The sequence below is a fragment of the Turicibacter sp. GALT-G1 genome (genome assembly GCF_025594995.1).
Taxonomy (GTDB): Bacteria; Bacillota_I; Bacilli_A; order MOL361; family Turicibacteraceae; genus Turicibacter; species Turicibacter bilis.
This window is the reverse complement of the sequence record NZ_JAMQUS010000003.1, coordinates 22,388-39,576: the sequence shown is the minus strand read 5'-3', so window position 1 is coordinate 39,576 and position 17,189 is coordinate 22,388. Positions and strand designations below refer to the sequence as shown.

The window sequence follows — 17,189 nt, the reverse complement described above, 5'->3', positions numbered from 1 at the left end:
TATCTCCTACTCGATTATGTCTTGAATTAGGAGGAAGAGATAATGAGTTATAAAATAACAGTCTGTATCACGGAAACCTTACAACGTCTGATTGAAGTAGATGTTGAAGAGATGGATTGTGATCCGATTGAATATGTCAGAAACCAATATTATGATGAAGAAATCATCTTAGATTCATCAGATTTAGTTGATACTGAATTTACCATCTGTGACTAATACAAACCGAATGACACTAGATAGACCATCAAGCTATCTAGTGTTTTTTAGTTGAAAGAAGAAAGGAGTAATGGTTGATGTTAACAAAATGGATCAATGTAAAAGAATTAGTTCGCTTAGGATTAGATGAGGATAAATCGTTAGGAATAATGAGGTTGGATTATTGTTCTTCAAGACCAAATGAAGTCTGTAATCAATGGTTTCCATCCTCACAAATGAATCAGGTGTTGATGGAGCATCCAATTTCCATTCAACAGTTACAACAGGAATTGAATGAATTGATTTTTAACCAATTAGATGTCTTTGATAAAGTCATTGAAAAATGTGGTGGTGAAGGTTACAAGCATGAGGAAACGTTCAAGGTAGAAAGTGAATCTTTCGATTTCTTTATTCGATTGAAACCTGTTCAAGATGATTATAGTCATCTATTTGTGTATGCAAAGTAGGGAGGGTAGTTATGATTACAACTCGTTCAAGTGTCAGAACAGAGGTGGTTTATTCGGATGATATGAATCATCGATTGATCTTGAAAAAGGATTGGTCGAGGGATAAGGAAAAGTTAAAATGTACGATTATCATGATTAATCCATCAACAGCTGATGAAATAGAAATGGATCGTACGACCATGAATATCATCAATAATTTGAAACGATTGAATTATACTTCAGTTGATATCTGTAACTTATTTTCTTATATGACACCTAAATTAAGGATAGGTGATTCATTAGATGAGTTGTTACATCCTGAAAATGATATTTACATTGAGAAGTCAGCGTTGAAATGTGATTCATTGATTATCGCATGGGGATCCTTTGGTGATGGAAGTAAAAAAATGATGCAAAGACAAGCGGAATTGTTAGAGAAACTGAAACCATTTAGGAATAAGACGTTTTATATCAGTGATGAAGATGGATTGAAACAATATCATCCCCTATCACCTAAAGTAGCAACATGGAATTTAATTAATTGGAAAAATTAGTAAAATGTCAATGGATAATAATTATTATTGATAGATATTAATGATTATTAATAGAACTATGAACCTCTATTCTTTCTGTAAGGATAGAGGTTTTTATATGAGGAGGAAATCAAATGAAAATAGTAAATGTCAATCAGTTATCACAAGTTCATTCATTAGATCCTTTAGTTAGAGAGCGAATGATAGAGAAAATTGAAATCCTAAATGAGAATTATGGAGAAAATCGAATGATTGGTGATTTAGGTGGTTTTGTAACTTATGTGAATCACAAGGAACAGTTAGACAAGCTATTGGAACAGTTCCCTGTAACGGAAGCAGAATATGTTGATGCATTTGTTGGAGCTGATGAAGAGAACTATTGTGAACTGTTATTGTTAGCAGGTTCAGATTATAATATGGTGATTTTTATGCCATTAGAGTTATTACAATATTATCCCAATTTTAATATCAATGAGTAATAAGTAAAGGAGAATGTATCATGATTAGATCGATTGTAAAAATCTTAAAAGTAGTTGTAGAGCTAGTTATTAAATATTTTGAAAATGTTAGTCCAGAAATGAATATGGCATAGGGAGGTAACTGATGCAATGGATTCGTATTATCGCACTGTTGTTAGAGCTTCTATCCATAGGATTGTCTAATGAACAAGCCGTAGAAACAGTATCAGAACGCTTTGGTCTATCAAAAGAAGAACTAGAGAAATGGTTATAGGAGGGATTTGATTATGGAAATGAAAAAATATATGACTAGAGGGGTACAGGAATGTATCCCTTTTGATTTAGTGGTGTTGATGTGGCAAATGTATGATCGTTGTAAGGAGGAGATGAATCCATGTGATTATCTTCATGTTTTTCAATTGAAACGATTAGAAGGAGAGGTATTGAATCAAGAAATTACTCATAAACAGGAAGTACCCGAATATGAAAGAACGTATGTGATTAATATCGATCACCCAATTACAGAAAAAGTGTATGTTATAGAAAATGAAGATTATGTGACGATGCTTCTCGCAAACGAGTATTAGGAATTATAAAAAGCTGTTCAGAAATGAACAGCTTTTAATATTTTCTTTTTTTTATGCGATAAATAGATATTGATTTTTTAGTTTTTACGGAAAGATCTATAGTAGATAGATAGTTGATTAATTTAAGGAAATCTAATAATTCAGATTGATTGGTAAATTCAAAGCAAATTGAGTTTTTAGTATCAGTGATATTAAAAAAGTAATCAAATAAATCTTCACTCAAGGTACTATCACCGTAAAGATTATTTACTGAATTAAGATAATCAAGAAGAGAAAGCTTAAATCGCTCGATATCTTCAACTTTATTTTCTCCTAGAGGTGCTAAATAAAATTTATAGAGTGTTAAATCATCGAATTGAAAAGGAAGGTTCAACTCATTCTTATAACTTATGGGATGATATATTTTAAAATATTTTAGTTGATTAGCTATTTTTTTTGCTAATAGTCTTGATTGTTGGGTTCCATTTAGAACATAGATGCTATCTTTTCCTTTTTGAATACATTCAATACCTAATTTATTTCGATCATTATGAATCGTTGCATCAGATAAGCCATATTTATTATAAATATTTTGTAATTCTTTAATCGTAACATTTGTACCAGTGGTTAAAGATTCTAAAAGTAAATCAACTACTTCTTCTTTAATTTGTTTCATTTGTTGGCTATTTCTTCTAAATCTTTTTTTCATAGAAGATTTATTGTCTGTATTATTTAGTTCTTTAGTCATAAAAATCTCCTTTTTGTTAAAAAATCAAAAAAAAATATGTATAAAAAATAGGTATAAATGTGTAAAAAGTGTAATAAAAACAAAAGAAATATAACATCAAAATGAGTTGGGCAGAACCCGCTCATTGATAAAACCAATATATCAATAAAATAATAAAAAAACAATACAAATATCAATAAAATTTATTTTTGAAGCGTTTACAGAGCAATATTTACAAAATAAAAATAGGTATGTATAATAGCAATATCCGTTAAGGACAAAAAATGCTCTTTGAAAATTGAATTTGATTATACGATTTAGGAGGTCATAAATAATGAAAGAATATTTCGAGTTAAGAAAGAATTTTGATTTTTCTTTGGAGGGAGGGATGTTAATACCTACCTTGAAATCTCAGGATAATCGGGTACTCAATAATGAGGAAATTAGTTGTTTTGCTACCTTAAAGCGATATTCAACTTCTGTAAAGGAGTACTTAAAGGACCCTCCATCGGAAGTAAAAGAAGTGGTTGGTATAGATATAGAAACAACTGGTTTGGATGTACGGAAAGATCAAATACGTTTGATTGCCATTTATTCAGATTCGTATGAAATTGTTACGGAGGATTTAGAATCAATTAGGACTATCTTAGAAGATCCTAAGGTTTTAAAAGTATTTCACAATGCTTCATTCGATGTGTCGTTTCTTGAATTCAATGATTATTCGGTTGTGAATTATACGGACACTATGATTATGCAACAAATTTTGATGAATAACCGAGAGCTTCAAAGTCTAGTCAAATTAGCAAAAGATTATCTGGGTATACAATTAGATAAATCTTTGCAACATTCGAAGCATTGGAATGGTGAGATTACAGATGCGCATCGAAAGTATTGTTTACAGGATGCTAAAGCTACGTTTCAACTGTATCAAGTCATGTTTACTAAGATACATAATAACTATTTGTTTCCTACTTATAGGCGTGAGATTGGCGCTTTACCTGCTATTATTGAAATGAAATTAAATGGTATTCATGTAGATATAGTAGGTTGGGAAAAACAATTAGAATTGATTTCAACAGAGGTAGCAGACTTGAAATCAGAATTAGAAGAAGAATTACACTGTTCTAATCTTAATTCAAATTCTCAGTTATTACGTAGCTTAAAAAACTTAGGAGTTCCGTTATATAACGTGAAGGAAAAACATTTGGCTAGTTTCACAGGTAGTTTTCCGATTGTTGAAAGGTTATTAATGTATAAAAAAAAGCAGAAGATTATATCCACTTACGGGGATAAGTTAAAAAGCTTTTTGGACGATGATAACCGGTTACATGGTGAATGGAGTTTGATTGGAACTCAAACATACAGAATGTCCTGTTCCAAGCCAAACCTTCAAGGATTACCAAAGGAACTTCGACCGTATATCAAACCAAAAGAAAATCATGTCTTTATCATTGCAGATTATTCAACCATTGAAATGCGGGTTCTGGCAGAGATTGCTAATGTATCTACTCTCATTGAATTATTGAATGCGGGAGCAGATTTACATACCTCAACAGCCCAAGCGGTCTTTAAAGATCAACCGATCGATAAAGTTAAAAGGCAAGTCGGAAAAGAATTAAATTTCGGGTTAATTTATGGATTGACTCCTTATGGATTAGCTAATCGTATTAATTCATTACAAGGTATGAAGGTAGATGAGGATGAAGCTGAGAAGTTTATGGATGCTTATTTTGAAAAGTTTCCAGAAGTGAAGTCTTATCAACATCAACAATTAAAATCGGATATCATTACGACACTTGGTGGGCGTTACTGGGAAGAGCGGAATGGATTGTTGGAATTGAAACCACGCCAACGCTTTAACTATGCCATTCAATCGTCAAGCGCAGAAGGTTTGAAAGAAACCCTTAACTTAGTAATGAAAAATAAAAAGCATGAATGGGGGCTTATTGCGGCGATTCATGATGAGATCGTACTCGAAGTTCCTATTGAATCCGCTAATGAAGCAAAGTGTTTCTTGGAACAACAAATGATCGAAGGAATGGGTAAAACTGTAAAAAAGGTTCCTGTCGTAGTAGATTCTAAAATCGCTAAAACATGGGTTAAATAAAAAGGAGAGATAAGAATGTTAAATACAGTAAATCTAGCAGCAGTATTTAAAAAGGCAAATTCATATAAAGTTGATTCAACAGAGGATGTAAAATTAGTTGGTGGTAAAAGACGATTAACTCCTTGTTTACCTCAAGGTGAAATGCTAGGAGTTATCAAAGAAGTAATAACTAAGGATGATAATAGTTATATTCAGCTTGTAATTGAAATTGAGCATGATAACAAGATACATTCTCTAAAGAAAACTTTGTTTTGGAGATCGTATAGCGACTCGGAATATGTTTTAACATTAACTATGTTATTAGAAACTGATGGTTATTCATTTAATCCCTATAAGCCATTCAATAAAAACTTATTGATAGGAAAAGTCGTAAGAGTTGAGATGGGGCATAAAAATTTGGATGATGGTGAAATTTCAGAGATTACTAAAATCATTGAGGAAATTAAGCCAACTATCGAGCATATGGCAATTTAGGAGTGAGTGTATGAAAAATAATGTTTTAGATAAGCAGGTATCAATTGTAACAACAAGTCAATCCATGTCTTTGGACTTTATTTATAGAGAGCCTCTAATTAAAAATTGGTTAAGTGTAGATTTTGATCCTACACTTAACCAAGCAGTTAGAAGTAATCTATTACCATTTGGTGAAGAACTAATCGTTGCATTAGCCGAGGCTCAATCATCTGAGGAACAGAAACAAAAGTTCTTAGATTTACTCCAAAGTGGTAAACAGGTGAAAAAGCCAATTTCTTATGAGGCATTAGATTCATTAGGGTATACGTTTAATCATTCAAAAACTGCATTTGAAAATATTTGTAATTCCCTTAAAAAGAAATTATTTAAAGAACGTGGACTGAGTAAAAATAAAAAAGGAGAATTAGAAGTTAATTTTAACATCTTCTCTGACTACGTTTTAAGTCGCATCCATTTATATCGTGTAGGTGGACAATATATTGCTTATGATTTTTTAGGTAAGAAGTACTGCTTTATTGGCGAAGACTTTTTAAAAGCTCGTTGTAAGGAGATTTTACATGAAGCTAAAGTTGATATTTGGAAACCAAGTTACGGGAATCATATCTTAGAGTTTTTAAGCATGGATACCCCAAAATTATCATGTGTAGAAGAAACCAAAGAGTACTTGAACTTGAAGAATGGTTTTCTGAATCTTTCAACTTTTGAATTGATTCCACATACACCTGATATTTTGAGTTTTGTTCAGTTACCTATTGAATATGATGTAGAGGCTCAATGTCCTGTCTTCATGAATTTTATTTATGATATTTTTGAAAATGATGAGGAACGAGTCAAATTAGTTCAAGAAATTTTAGGGTATTGTCTAACGACGGATACTAACTTACAACAATTCTTCATCTTTTACGGAGTTGGTAGCAATGGAAAGGGTATTCTTTCAAGAATATTCGAAGCATTATGTGGAAAAGAAAACTGTTCTAGTGCAACATTAGAGGAGCTTAATCGTCCCTTTGGTAAACAAGTCATCAAAGACAAGCGATTGAATATTAGTGCTGAAACAGATAGTGCACAAGCAAAGATGAATACTCAAACTTTAAAAATGTTAACGGGTGAGGATACTATCTTGATAGAAAGCAAGTTTAAGGACCCATATTCTATTAGACCTTATGCTAAGTTAATTATTTTAGCGAATCATTATCCAAATACAGATGATCGATCAGAAGGGTATTATCGTAGATGTGTATTTATACCGTTTAATAAACAGTATGTTAAGCAAGGTCAACCTTTAAAATCTAATTCTGCTTATCAAGATCCCCAGTTAGAATGGAAATTGATGCAGGAATTAGATGGAATCTTTTTGTGGGCATTAGAAGGTTACCGACGATTAGTAGAGAATAATTATACCCTTACTTTTAGTCAAGAGTCAGAAAAGGTGAAACAAGATTATCTTCAATGGTTAGATCCAATGATGGAGTTCATTTGTGAATGTTTGAATCCCATGGCTAGTAATTGTGTGTTAAAAGAAAAGGTATTTGAAGAGTTTAATCAGTGGGTTAAGACTAATCAAGTTGCTTCTTATTACAATGTGAGTCATAAAAAGTTTTGGGGAGATTTTAATCAAACCATTTTTAGATTAAGAGAGTTTGAGATTAACTACTCTATTAGTAACGGTAAACGATATATTTCTGGTATTGAATTTAATCAGTGCGCTTAGTGCGCTTTGTTGGATAGTAAAAAAATTTTTTCAAAAAAATATTTTTCAAAAAATAATTTTAGCTAAGAAAGAAGCGCACTAAGCGCACTTTCTTAGCAATTAAGGAGAAGTTGTATGATTCAAAAATACACATATACAAAAGAAGAATTAAAAGAAGGTATGACAACTGAATTATCGATTGATTTTGAATCATATGTAGATGAATTAGCAGGATGGATAGCTAATTACGTGATGAATCATTATTCAGGTCATTATACTAAAGAAGTTAGGCTGGCTAGTTAGTCAAAGTATGTATCATCGTTAACATTTGATGATCGTTAGAATGTTAAATGTGTATGTGAAAATTAAGTCAAAAATTGTATAATAACAGAATTAACTGTAAAATTTGTCGAAAATAACAAAATATTCTGTTTTACATACCATTTATTTGAATGAATGGTAATCACAGATGTCAGTTAGTCGAAAAGATTAAAAAGGAGAAGAAATGTATGAAACAACAAGAGATTAATGTAACAGTAGAAAACGTTGAAGAAGTGGTAAAAGTATTAAATCGTATAATGCAAGATCCAACCACTGGTAAATTAATGTTAGAGGATTCAATTTGGGAAGAAGATGCATATATGGGGGATGAGGTATATTCAGAAGATCAGTTAAGATTAGAGAATTGGATTTGGGAAGAAGTAGAGGATATGAAAAATGGAGTGTATTCAGATATTGAATGCGAGCAAAGAATGTTGGTTATTGACTATATTCAAGAATATAAACGTCCATTGCTAGGTATGGATTTAAATAGACCTACTAATTTTTCTTTCCGAGCTAATATTGCCATTGAGTCCTTATTAGAATATGGTTCAGAACTTATTCAACCAAATAATTTTACAAAATCATACCATGCAGCACTACGTAAATTACAACAAACATTTAAAAATATTGGTTATGAATTTTCTGAAGTGAATTTTGGAGGTTTTGAGAACGGAGAGGTTACACTGATTTGGAATACTAAGGAACAAGTCTTATTTGAGGATGTGTTAGATTGCCCTAAAATGTTAATGGCGTTTGCTAGCTTGTTATGTGAATTGGATATTGATGGATTATATTTTGGTGGGAAACATTATAGTCATAACGCTTGGCAGGAGGATAATGAAGAAGATTGTTATGTTTCTGAAGAAGTAGTAGCATCAGGTCATTTTGAGATGTATGGTAATTCTCTTTATCATTTATTTCAAGAGTGTGAAATTGATGATAAGGGAGGGTATATTATCTATGGTTTAGATGGTAGTTATCGTCTAGCATTAGAGGAAGATATAGACGAAAGATCATTACAATTAATCTTACAATCAGGATATCATTTAAAAGATAATCAATTGAAACGTGGATTGAATGGAGTTATCAAGGCTGTTGGGCATATCAGTTGGTAAGAGGGATGTCTTTCTTACCTATTGAGGTTACGTCTTTAAGTTGAGGTATTCAATAATGAGGTAATTAAGGTAGCTAAAGAGAATTTTTTTCTTTAGCTACTTTTAATTTGAATGGAGTGAGTAATGAATGAATTTAAAAATAGATATTATATTTTTGAATGATTCATTAAAAATTAGATTGATAAATGGAGGTTTTAGAAGTGATTAGGAAGAAATCAAGGGCAGCCGCATATTGTCGTTTCAGTAGTAGTAATCAACGAGAAGAGTCGATTGATGCACAATTAAGAGCTATCTATAAATACATGGATGAGCATGATTATACACCTGTTGGTGATTATATTGATATGGCATTGACAGGAACAAATACCGATCGACCAAACTTCCAACGAATGATAGAAGACGCTAAGAAAGGTTTATTTGATGTGGTAATCGTTCATAAAATGGACCGCTTCTCTCGAAATGTTCGTGATACCTTAAATATTGAAAGTGAATTAGCTCAATATGGAGTAAAGGTGATTAGTGTTATTGAACAATTTGCAGATACGCCTGAAGGGCAATTACAACAAATCATTCAATTAGGGGTTGGCCAATATTATAGCCAGAACCTAGCGAGGGAAGTTATGAAAGGGCTTAAAGAAAACGCTTATAGATGCTTGCATAATGGAGGATTACCACCTTTAGGATATGATGTTGATCCTATAACGAAGCAGTACATCATTAATGAAAAAGAAGCAGAATCAATTCGTATTATCTTTAAAAAGTTCTTAGAAGGATGGAGTTATCGAGAATTAGCAGAATATCTGAATGTGTTAGGATATCGTACTAAAATAGGTAATAAATTTTCTGCTAATTCATCTTTCTATGATATCCTCGTGAATTCCAAATACAAAGGTGAATATGTCTTTGGACGTAGTCTTTCTAAACCGAAACAACCAGGAATGAAAAGATCGCATCGTAAAAATAAAGATGAATCAGAAATCATTCGTGTGCCAAATGGATTGCCTGCCATTATAGACGAAGGAACATTCGACCAAGTTCAAAAGTTATTATCAAGTCGTAAACGTTCTAAAGGAGCTACAAAAGCTAAAGAAGTTTACTTAGTTTCAGGGCTTATAGAGTGCGGTGAATGTGGCAGTTCTTATCATGGTAGTTCTCGTATTGGTGGAAGAAATAAACAAAAATACGTTTCTTATCGATGCTCAAAACGTAAGAAAATCGAGAATCCATGTAAGTGTAAAGAGATTAATAGAACGCTATTAGATGAGTTCATTGTTAATCAACTCTTTACAACTATTTTGAATTCTCAACATTTAGAAATGTTACATGAAAAAGTGAATGAAAAGCTTAAACAAAAGTTTTCAGAGATGGATCATGATTTACCTAAGTTAGAGAAACAATTAGCGGAGGTAAATCAAAAAGCATCAAATTTAGTTCAAGCGATTGCCGTTGGAGGATTGGGAAGTATTGAAACCATTACTGCTGAATTACAACGATTAGAACAACAAAAGATTGTGTTAACGAATGAAATTCAAAATCATCAAGTCAAACAATCAGAGATCAATATCACGTTAGATCAAATGAAAGAGGTATTAGAAGAAGCTAAGGGGTATGTTTTAAAAAATCATGATGAAATGATGAAGTATATCTTATCACGATTCATTCATAAAATTATTGTAAAAAATGAAGCCATCGAGGTTGAATACAATCTCGGTGGCTTTTTTGTTGATTTCAAGCAGATTATCTTGTTAGAAATAAGGACTTATTCAAGAAAAGCCATCTATTCTTGTTCACCTTTAAAGGAGGTGAGTTAATAAGGGATTATTCATGGAATTTTACAAGGGAAAATCACAATGATACTTTTTGTTGAAGTGGGTATAATTGTGATTTGGATTAAGGAGGTGAGGAGAAGATGAAGTATGATTTGAAGTATTACAACGGAATCTATCGAGATATGGCAAATGTGCTGGGAGAAGAAATTACGAAACAAGTCTATGAATTTTATCGTGGTCAACAGGTAACATTTCCTATGAAGTTGTATTCTAAAGAATATATTCAAGATTATTTAGCTAAAAAATATACGGGAGAAAATCTTAAACAATTATCAAGAGAATTAGGTTATTCAGAACGTTGGCTCAAGCAATTAATTGACCGCTATGAGATAGAATCTAAGTAAATTGAATTTAAAGTTAGAGCATTAGTATAGGAATAGTAAGGGTGAGCTAGATGAAAGAGTTAGATTTGGGAAGAATATTGAAACAAATGTATCATCAAGGGAGAAAAAGACAAGAGAGTTTAATCATGTTGTATTTATTTGGGATTAAGTATGGACGTTTTATTATGGAACAAAAGTTATCTGTTAGTTATATTTTATGTTATGCAGATTTACCGGATAGTTATAAGATTGAAATTGAAAGAGGGATTATACTTAGTAAGTATGTAGTAGCTATATAAAAAGGTATAAATATAAAATGTCGAAATATGGTGCAACTTTTAAAGGTACCGACAAAATTTGTCGGCGCGGGTTAGTATAATTAGTATATAGGGATTAAAATTAAATTTTATAAAATGAAGGAGAGTTTTATGGATATTGGTGCAGTAGGTATGGGAATTATTATTATTTTAGGAATTGTATTGTTTATATTATTAAATTCAAAAATCCGTATTTTCTATTGGGGGTGGAAAGGTGTTTCAGGAGTTCTAGTTGCTTGTATGCTTGTGAGTGGAATTATAGTGAGTTTTGTATATGAAGCTCTTGGATGGTTAATTGGAGGAGTTGTAGGGGTAGTGTCAACGTTATTCACCATCATTTTTACAATTTTGAAATGGGGCCTGATTATTACTATAGGTCTGGGAGTTATTTGTTTTATTTATAGTGTTTATCAAAAATGGAAAGAGAGTAAATTCCAAGCTGAACAAGGAGAAAATTAATTGATGAATGTGGTAGAGAAGTTTTTGTTTAAGATTTTTGATAGTATTGAAGCTTTCAATAAAAGGTTTGGAAAGAAAGGTTTAATTGTTATAGGAATATTTATTGTTTTAGGTATTAGTTGTGCTTTTATTTATTTAAATAGAGATACGATTCATCAAGAGGAGTACGATCTATATATTAAAGAAGAAATCCAAAGTGAAGAAGTAGGTTCTGTACGAGATGAAGAAATAATTTCTGATCAAGAAGAGGAAAAGTTAGTCCAGCAGAACTCTTCTGGAAAGTATAGAGGAATAGAATTAGTAAATCAGTATAGTGATGTAAGGGAGATTCAAATATTATCTGAAGGTAGAGCTTTAGTTAAAAAAGAGGATAGTTATTCTATCTATGATGAAACCTTTAATGAAATTAAATCATTAGGCGATATTGAGATAATGGAAGATGATAATGGATTTATTCTTTACCGCCAACAAATTTTTCAAGATGGATATTTTGAGAATGCATATGGAGTATTAGATTGTGATGGGAATGTATTGCTAGAACCAGCAATAGGTAAGAATTATGATGAGGTAAAATCTATTTATACTTCTTTTATTCCAAGTGAAACGGCTGAAATATCTGTTTATACTGAGATTGATTGGGAGAGCGATTTAGTAGGATTGAAGGTAAGAGGGAATGAAGAGGAATGGATCCTTGCACCAGTATACGTCGATCTTAACTTGAATGAATCGACTAAATATGCATTTAAGAATGTGGATGGTAAGTGGGGAATTGTTAATATTGATGGTAAAATTATTTTAGAACCGAATTATAGTAATATTGAATATGATTACGGACAGATTGAATACAGTGATTTCACTGATGAATATCCTAATGAGCCTTATTTTATTATTTACAATGAGCAAGGAGAACAGGGAGTTTTTACACTAGATGGGTATTTATTTGAGCCACAAATTCCATATGAAAATAAAGTACAATATTTTCATGATCATGTAATTGTTCAAGATGGGACTACGACTACTATCTATAATCAATCGGGGAGCATTGTAAAGCAGTTTGATAGTAACTATCAGTTTACCAATGTTATTTCATTAGGAGGAGTAGAGACGTCTAATAGTACCGGTTATTATACTGCTTGTGATAATTTTAGGAAGTGTAGCATTACAGATGATCAATTTAATTTTGTTGTTGAGGACCTAGTATCAGAAAACAGTTATATTTTAGATAATGGAATTTTTGTATCTATTTCAGAACCAAACCTTTCAAATATAAAACAGTTTGAATTTTTCAATGAGGATGGAAGTTTGATAGAAAGAATAGTAGTTCCTATGAGTTTAAGTACAAGTGATGTATTCTTTGGTGTAAGTCAAGGAGGAGAAGTTGTCGTGATTGGTAATACGGTGTATAGATTTGTTTCTAATCCTAGCTATGATGAAAGTAATCAAGAACTTAATAGTTCATTGGTAGGAAAATAGTATCTACTGTATTTAATGCTAAGGTAGCATATAAAGAAGTAATAGGTTAGTTTAAATTATAGAATAGGAGAGATGGGTGCGTATATGAAAAAAATATTAATATCGATATTGTTATTAAGTGGGGTTTTGTTAACGGGGTGTGGTGGAAAAGATCAGCCAATTGATACTTCTGATGAATTGAAGGAATCAAGTGAGCGTGTTTCAGCAGCAGACTTTGTGGAGTATAGTGTCTTAAGGGGAGCAATAGAATTTGGCGAATATGATTTTGATATTTCTAGTAATAAAGAGGAGGTTGTTATTTACATAGAAGGAGATTTAAGTTTAGAGGATTTAATTAATAATTTAATTGACTTAAATGGAATTGATACGACAGAATGGGAGAATAATTTAGAAGAACTTGTATCTCTTACGAAAATGATTAAAATGGAATTAGTTGATAATGAATATTCTCAAGATTGTGTTTTACGTATGTTTACTAAAGGGAAAATGGTAGTAGAAGCTGTTAATGGTCGTTTAAAGATTGATGAAATATCAGAACCTTATTATATTAAAGTGGAAGAACTAGAGAAACAATCTGATGAGGAGTTACATCAAGACATGCTCGAAACAGCTGATGCTAAGTATCAAGTAGCTTTGCGGTCTGAAGAAATCTTTAATAATTTAGCAACAGGTAGATTAGAAGATGCATATTCGAGTGGCTATTATGTGCCTACTTTAGGAATGACCATTTATTTGAAAGGGAGTGCTACTGATTATACGGTAGAGGATTATAACTTATTAGACATGATTGCAGAAACAGTGTGTGATGAATTCGGAGATTATCATATGGAGTTTGAGTTTGAAGATGGTGGTTATGGAGAATGGGATAGTGCCTTGATGAGTGTTTTTGATAAAAATGGCGTAGAGATATGGTATAACAATTTTGGATAATATGAAAGAAGCCATCAAGATTTAATTCTTGATGGCTTTCTTTAAGAAGCATATTAATTTTATTTCATTGGAATACAAATTTTATAGAAAACATTTAAAATAAAATTATAATCATTTATAAAATTAGAGCTAATAGAGTTGAATTAATCAAAACTCTTGATTACTATAAAATGGTATAAAGTTTTAATTGGTAAATGAATTTTATAAATAGATTAACAGACTATAAAATATGTTCTATTCTAGATAGCACTCTTATTAAAAGATAAGAGAAGTTTTACCATGAAAAGAAGGGTAACAAGGAGATTTATAAATGTATGATAAAAGTACACGTATATTATATATTTTAGAACAATTAATACAGAGAAATGAAATTAAAAAAGATGAAATTCAAGAAATGTTTCAAATTGATAGTCGAACTTTTGAACGAGATATTGCTTCTTTACGTGCTTATTTTGGGCAGAGAATAGGATCTTTAGAAGAGCGAATAATAGAGTATGATTATCAGAAAAAGAATTACTATTTGAGTGGTGAATCCGATTCGAAGCTAACTTCAAAACAAGTACTTATCTTGATTAAATTATTATTAGGGACTCGATCACTAGCAGTAGAAGAATTAGATGAAATGATTAATTCGCTTTTTAATTCATTAGATGTAGAAGAAAAGAAGAGAATACAATCGTTTATAGGAAATGAAAGACTTCATTTTACTCCGTTAAAGCATGATCAGAAGTTAGTGGATCGAATATGGGATTTCAGTTCAGCTATTGATCAGTCTAAAAAAATAAACATTGAATATAAAAAAGCAAATAATGAGGTAGATTTCTATACAGTTGCCCCTGTTGGTTTAGTTTTTTGTGATTTTTATTTTTATGCGGTTAGTTACGTGACGAATCGCTCAATTCCTTACCCTATTTCATTTCGAGTAGATCGAATACTTTCTTATGAGATTCAAAATGAACAATTTAAGATTCCTTATTCACATCGATTTGAATCGGGGGATTTTCGTAATAAGATTAATATGATGTATCAAGGTGAACTAATCAAGTTTACGTTTAGATTTACAGGCCATTCAGTAGAAGCAGTACTTGATAAATTCCCTGTATCAAGAGTGATAGAAGAAGGAGATGGCTACTGTATCATAGAGGCTATGTCATATGAGCAAGGGTTATTGATGTGGATACTAAGTCAAGGAGAATGGATTAAAATCCTGACCCCAAATGAATTAGTAGAAAAAATTAGAGCAAAATTAGATACGATGAGAGAGTTATATTAATATATTTTGAACTATGAATAGAAATAATTCCTCCGTCATTTTTTGTCGGATATTGTGTGATACAATTAATACAAATAACAAATATTGAAATATAAAAGTACTTATAGACGATTGTTTCCTGAATAAATAAGATTTCAGTAAAGTGTAAAGGAATAAATCGAGTTTTAGTTATTTCACAGAAATTATTTGTTGACGGAGGATAGAAAATGAGTAGTGATGATTTAAAAAAAGAACTTGTGAAACAAGTTATGAAAAATACAGGTTTAAGAGAGAGAGTTTGTACTAAGTATTTGGAACATAACAAGTATGACTTAGAAAATACGCTGAAAGAAATTTATGAGAAAGTCAATAATGGATCTATAGAAGTTGTCGGAAGTATTTCCTCGGGAGTTGTATATGGAAATATAAGTAATGCGAGTAGTATATATGGAACTGATAAATTCAATACTCCTAGAGGACATGGATTCGCTGCTGAATATGCTAATCATCTTCATGATAAAGTGAAGCATGGAGATTTTTTTGGAAATGAAAAAGTTAAGTTAGTCGGAGATGAAATTGATCCTAAAACAGGACGAATTGTTAAAAATGGTGCGGATCGAATAGTTGATGGTATTAATATTCAAACTAAATATTGTGCAAGTGGTTCCAAATGTATTTCAGAATGTTTTGAAAATGGAGTTTTAAAATATAAAAATCCGGATGGAACACCTATGCAAATAGAAGTTCCATCTGATATGTATGATTCAGCCGTAAAAGCAATGGAAAATAGGATTAAAAATGGTGAAGTTCCTGGTGTAAGTGATCCAACAAAAGCGAGAGATATTGTTAAAAGAGGAAGTTTTACATATCAACAAGCAAAAAATATAGCTAGATTTGGAACAGTAGAATCTATAACATTTGATGCAGTAAATGGTGCAATCATAGCAACGAATGCTATGGGGATTAGTGCGACACTAACATTTGCAACGTCTATTTGGAATGGAGAAGATTTTGATATAGCGTTAAAAAATGCTGCATATGCTGGATTAAGAGTAGGGGGAACTACATTTTTAACTGCTGTATTAGCAAGTCAATTATCAAAAGCTGGTCTAAATAGTGCTCTTGTAGGAAGCTCTGAAGCAATTGTATCCTTAATGGGACCAAAAGCTTCTGCAATGTTAGTTAATGCTTTCAGAAGTGGTGGAAATATTTATGGAGCAGCAGCGATGAAAAGTGCAGCTAAAATGTTAAGAGGAAATGTTATAACAGGGGCAGTTTCCGTCGTAGTTTTATCAAGCTTTGATGTTGCGAATATATTTAGAGGAAGAATTTCAGGAGCACAGTTGTTTAAAAATGTCGCAAATACAGCATCTACAGTGGCAGGAGGAACAGCGGGATGGGTCGCAGGTGCGGCAGGAGGTGCAGCAGTAGGATCAGCAATTCCTATTGTAGGGACAGCAATCGGAGGAGTTGTAGGTGGAATATTAGGATCTTTTGCAGGAGGCGCAGCAGCGGGAAAAGTATCAGGAGTAGTTTTAGATGGGTTCATTGAGGATGATGCAAATAAAATGGTGGAAAAAATTGAAGAAGTATTCATTCAACTAGCTGAAGAATATCTATTAACTAAAAAAGAAGCTGAAAAAATAGTAGATAATTTAAAAGATATACTGACAGGAAAGGTACTCAAAGATATGTTTGCTAGTTCACAGAGAATAGATTTTGCAAGAAATCTGATTGAACCACTTATAGAAGAAGAGGTTAAAAATAGAGAAAAAATTAAAATTCCTACAAATGTTGACATGTCTAAAGGATTACGTATTGCATTAGAAGAACTGTCAGATCAAGAAAATTAAAATAATAAAAAAGATTAATCTCAATTTAGTAGTCAGCTACTATACTCAGATTAATCTTTTTCTTTATATTCAATTTCCTGTAACAGTTGCGAATGTAGGGAGTAGGATAAAAAACCTC

At 31.7% G+C, this 17,189-nt stretch carries 20 protein-coding genes; 19 read left to right on the top strand and 1 reads right to left on the bottom strand.

Features of this window, described 5'->3' with window-relative positions:
- Positions 1-42: 42 nt before the first annotated feature.
- The 6 genes from NEH74_RS00870 to NEH74_RS00845 all read left to right on the top strand — a co-directional run bounded on the left by NEH74_RS00870 (position 43) and on the right by NEH74_RS00845 (position 2,219).
- Positions 43-216, top strand: coding sequence for a DpnD/PcfM family protein (locus NEH74_RS00870; protein WP_262940942.1), 174 nt, complete (start codon positions 43-45; stop codon positions 214-216).
- A gap of 77 nt (positions 217-293) precedes the next feature.
- Positions 294-662 carry a hypothetical protein gene (locus NEH74_RS00865; protein WP_262940941.1) on the top strand — a complete coding sequence of 123 codons (369 nt, stop codon included), beginning with the start codon at positions 294-296 and terminating at the stop codon, positions 660-662.
- 11 nt (positions 663-673) lie between these two features.
- Complete coding sequence (locus NEH74_RS00860; RefSeq protein WP_262940940.1) at positions 674-1,195, top strand: DUF1643 domain-containing protein; 522 nt, start codon at positions 674-676, stop codon at positions 1,193-1,195.
- Between the two features lie 113 nt (positions 1,196-1,308).
- Positions 1,309-1,653, top strand: coding sequence for a hypothetical protein (locus tag NEH74_RS00855; RefSeq protein ID WP_262940939.1), 345 nt, complete (start codon positions 1,309-1,311; stop codon positions 1,651-1,653).
- A 124-nt stretch (positions 1,654-1,777) separates the two neighbouring features.
- Positions 1,778-1,906 carry a hypothetical protein gene (locus NEH74_RS00850; RefSeq protein WP_262940938.1) on the top strand — a complete coding sequence of 43 codons (129 nt, stop codon included), beginning with the start codon at positions 1,778-1,780 and terminating at the stop codon, positions 1,904-1,906.
- 13 nt (positions 1,907-1,919) lie between these two features.
- Positions 1,920-2,219, top strand: a complete 300-nt coding sequence (locus NEH74_RS00845; RefSeq protein WP_068759393.1) for a DUF960 family protein — start codon at positions 1,920-1,922, stop codon at positions 2,217-2,219.
- A gap of 34 nt (positions 2,220-2,253) precedes the next feature.
- On the opposite strand, the gene NEH74_RS00840 is transcribed toward NEH74_RS00845, so the two are convergent.
- A complete protein-coding gene (locus NEH74_RS00840) occupies positions 2,254-2,946 on the bottom strand; it encodes a hypothetical protein (protein WP_262940937.1) in 693 nt (230 codons plus the stop codon).
- 313 nt (positions 2,947-3,259) lie between these two features.
- On the opposite strand from NEH74_RS00840, the gene NEH74_RS00835 reads away from it, so the two are divergent.
- The 13 genes from NEH74_RS00835 (at position 3,260) to NEH74_RS00775 (ending at position 17,071) form a co-directional block, all read left to right on the top strand.
- A complete protein-coding gene (locus NEH74_RS00835) occupies positions 3,260-5,032 on the top strand; it encodes a DNA polymerase (protein ID WP_262940936.1) in 1,773 nt (590 codons plus the stop codon).
- A gap of 15 nt (positions 5,033-5,047) precedes the next feature.
- The gene (locus NEH74_RS00830; RefSeq protein ID WP_055277155.1) at positions 5,048-5,506 is read left to right on the top strand and encodes a hypothetical protein; all 459 of its coding nucleotides are present in this window, start codon (positions 5,048-5,050) and stop codon (positions 5,504-5,506) included.
- Positions 5,507-5,516: 10 nt separating this feature from the next.
- Positions 5,517-7,217, top strand: a complete 1,701-nt coding sequence (locus NEH74_RS00825) for a phage/plasmid primase, P4 family (protein WP_055277157.1) — start codon at positions 5,517-5,519, stop codon at positions 7,215-7,217.
- Between the two features lie 114 nt (positions 7,218-7,331).
- Positions 7,332-7,499, top strand: a complete 168-nt coding sequence (locus tag NEH74_RS00820) for a hypothetical protein (RefSeq protein ID WP_262940935.1) — start codon at positions 7,332-7,334, stop codon at positions 7,497-7,499.
- 206 nt (positions 7,500-7,705) lie between these two features.
- Positions 7,706-8,635, top strand: coding sequence for a hypothetical protein (locus NEH74_RS00815; protein WP_262940934.1), 930 nt, complete (start codon positions 7,706-7,708; stop codon positions 8,633-8,635).
- Between the two features lie 200 nt (positions 8,636-8,835).
- Positions 8,836-10,446 (top strand): recombinase family protein, encoded by a 1,611-nt coding sequence (locus tag NEH74_RS00810; protein ID WP_262940933.1) that lies wholly within the window; start codon positions 8,836-8,838, stop codon positions 10,444-10,446.
- Positions 10,447-10,544: 98 nt separating this feature from the next.
- The gene (locus tag NEH74_RS00805; protein WP_262940932.1) at positions 10,545-10,808 is read left to right on the top strand and encodes a Mor transcription activator family protein; all 264 of its coding nucleotides are present in this window, start codon (positions 10,545-10,547) and stop codon (positions 10,806-10,808) included.
- Between the two features lie 50 nt (positions 10,809-10,858).
- Positions 10,859-11,086 (top strand): hypothetical protein, encoded by a 228-nt coding sequence (locus tag NEH74_RS00800; protein ID WP_262940931.1) that lies wholly within the window; start codon positions 10,859-10,861, stop codon positions 11,084-11,086.
- A gap of 129 nt (positions 11,087-11,215) precedes the next feature.
- Positions 11,216-11,563: a hypothetical protein gene (locus tag NEH74_RS00795; RefSeq protein ID WP_262940930.1), complete on the top strand. Its 348-nt coding sequence runs from the start codon at positions 11,216-11,218 to the stop codon at positions 11,561-11,563.
- 3 nt (positions 11,564-11,566) lie between these two features.
- Positions 11,567-13,036: a hypothetical protein gene (locus NEH74_RS00790; RefSeq protein WP_262940929.1), complete on the top strand. Its 1,470-nt coding sequence runs from the start codon at positions 11,567-11,569 to the stop codon at positions 13,034-13,036.
- An 84-nt stretch (positions 13,037-13,120) separates the two neighbouring features.
- Positions 13,121-13,966 (top strand): hypothetical protein, encoded by an 846-nt coding sequence (locus NEH74_RS00785; RefSeq protein ID WP_262940928.1) that lies wholly within the window; start codon positions 13,121-13,123, stop codon positions 13,964-13,966.
- A 310-nt stretch (positions 13,967-14,276) separates the two neighbouring features.
- Positions 14,277-15,239 (top strand): helix-turn-helix transcriptional regulator, encoded by a 963-nt coding sequence (locus tag NEH74_RS00780; protein ID WP_262940926.1) that lies wholly within the window; start codon positions 14,277-14,279, stop codon positions 15,237-15,239.
- A gap of 206 nt (positions 15,240-15,445) precedes the next feature.
- Positions 15,446-17,071, top strand: coding sequence for a hypothetical protein (locus NEH74_RS00775; RefSeq protein WP_262940925.1), 1,626 nt, complete (start codon positions 15,446-15,448; stop codon positions 17,069-17,071).
- The last annotated feature ends 118 nt before the right edge of the window (positions 17,072-17,189 follow it).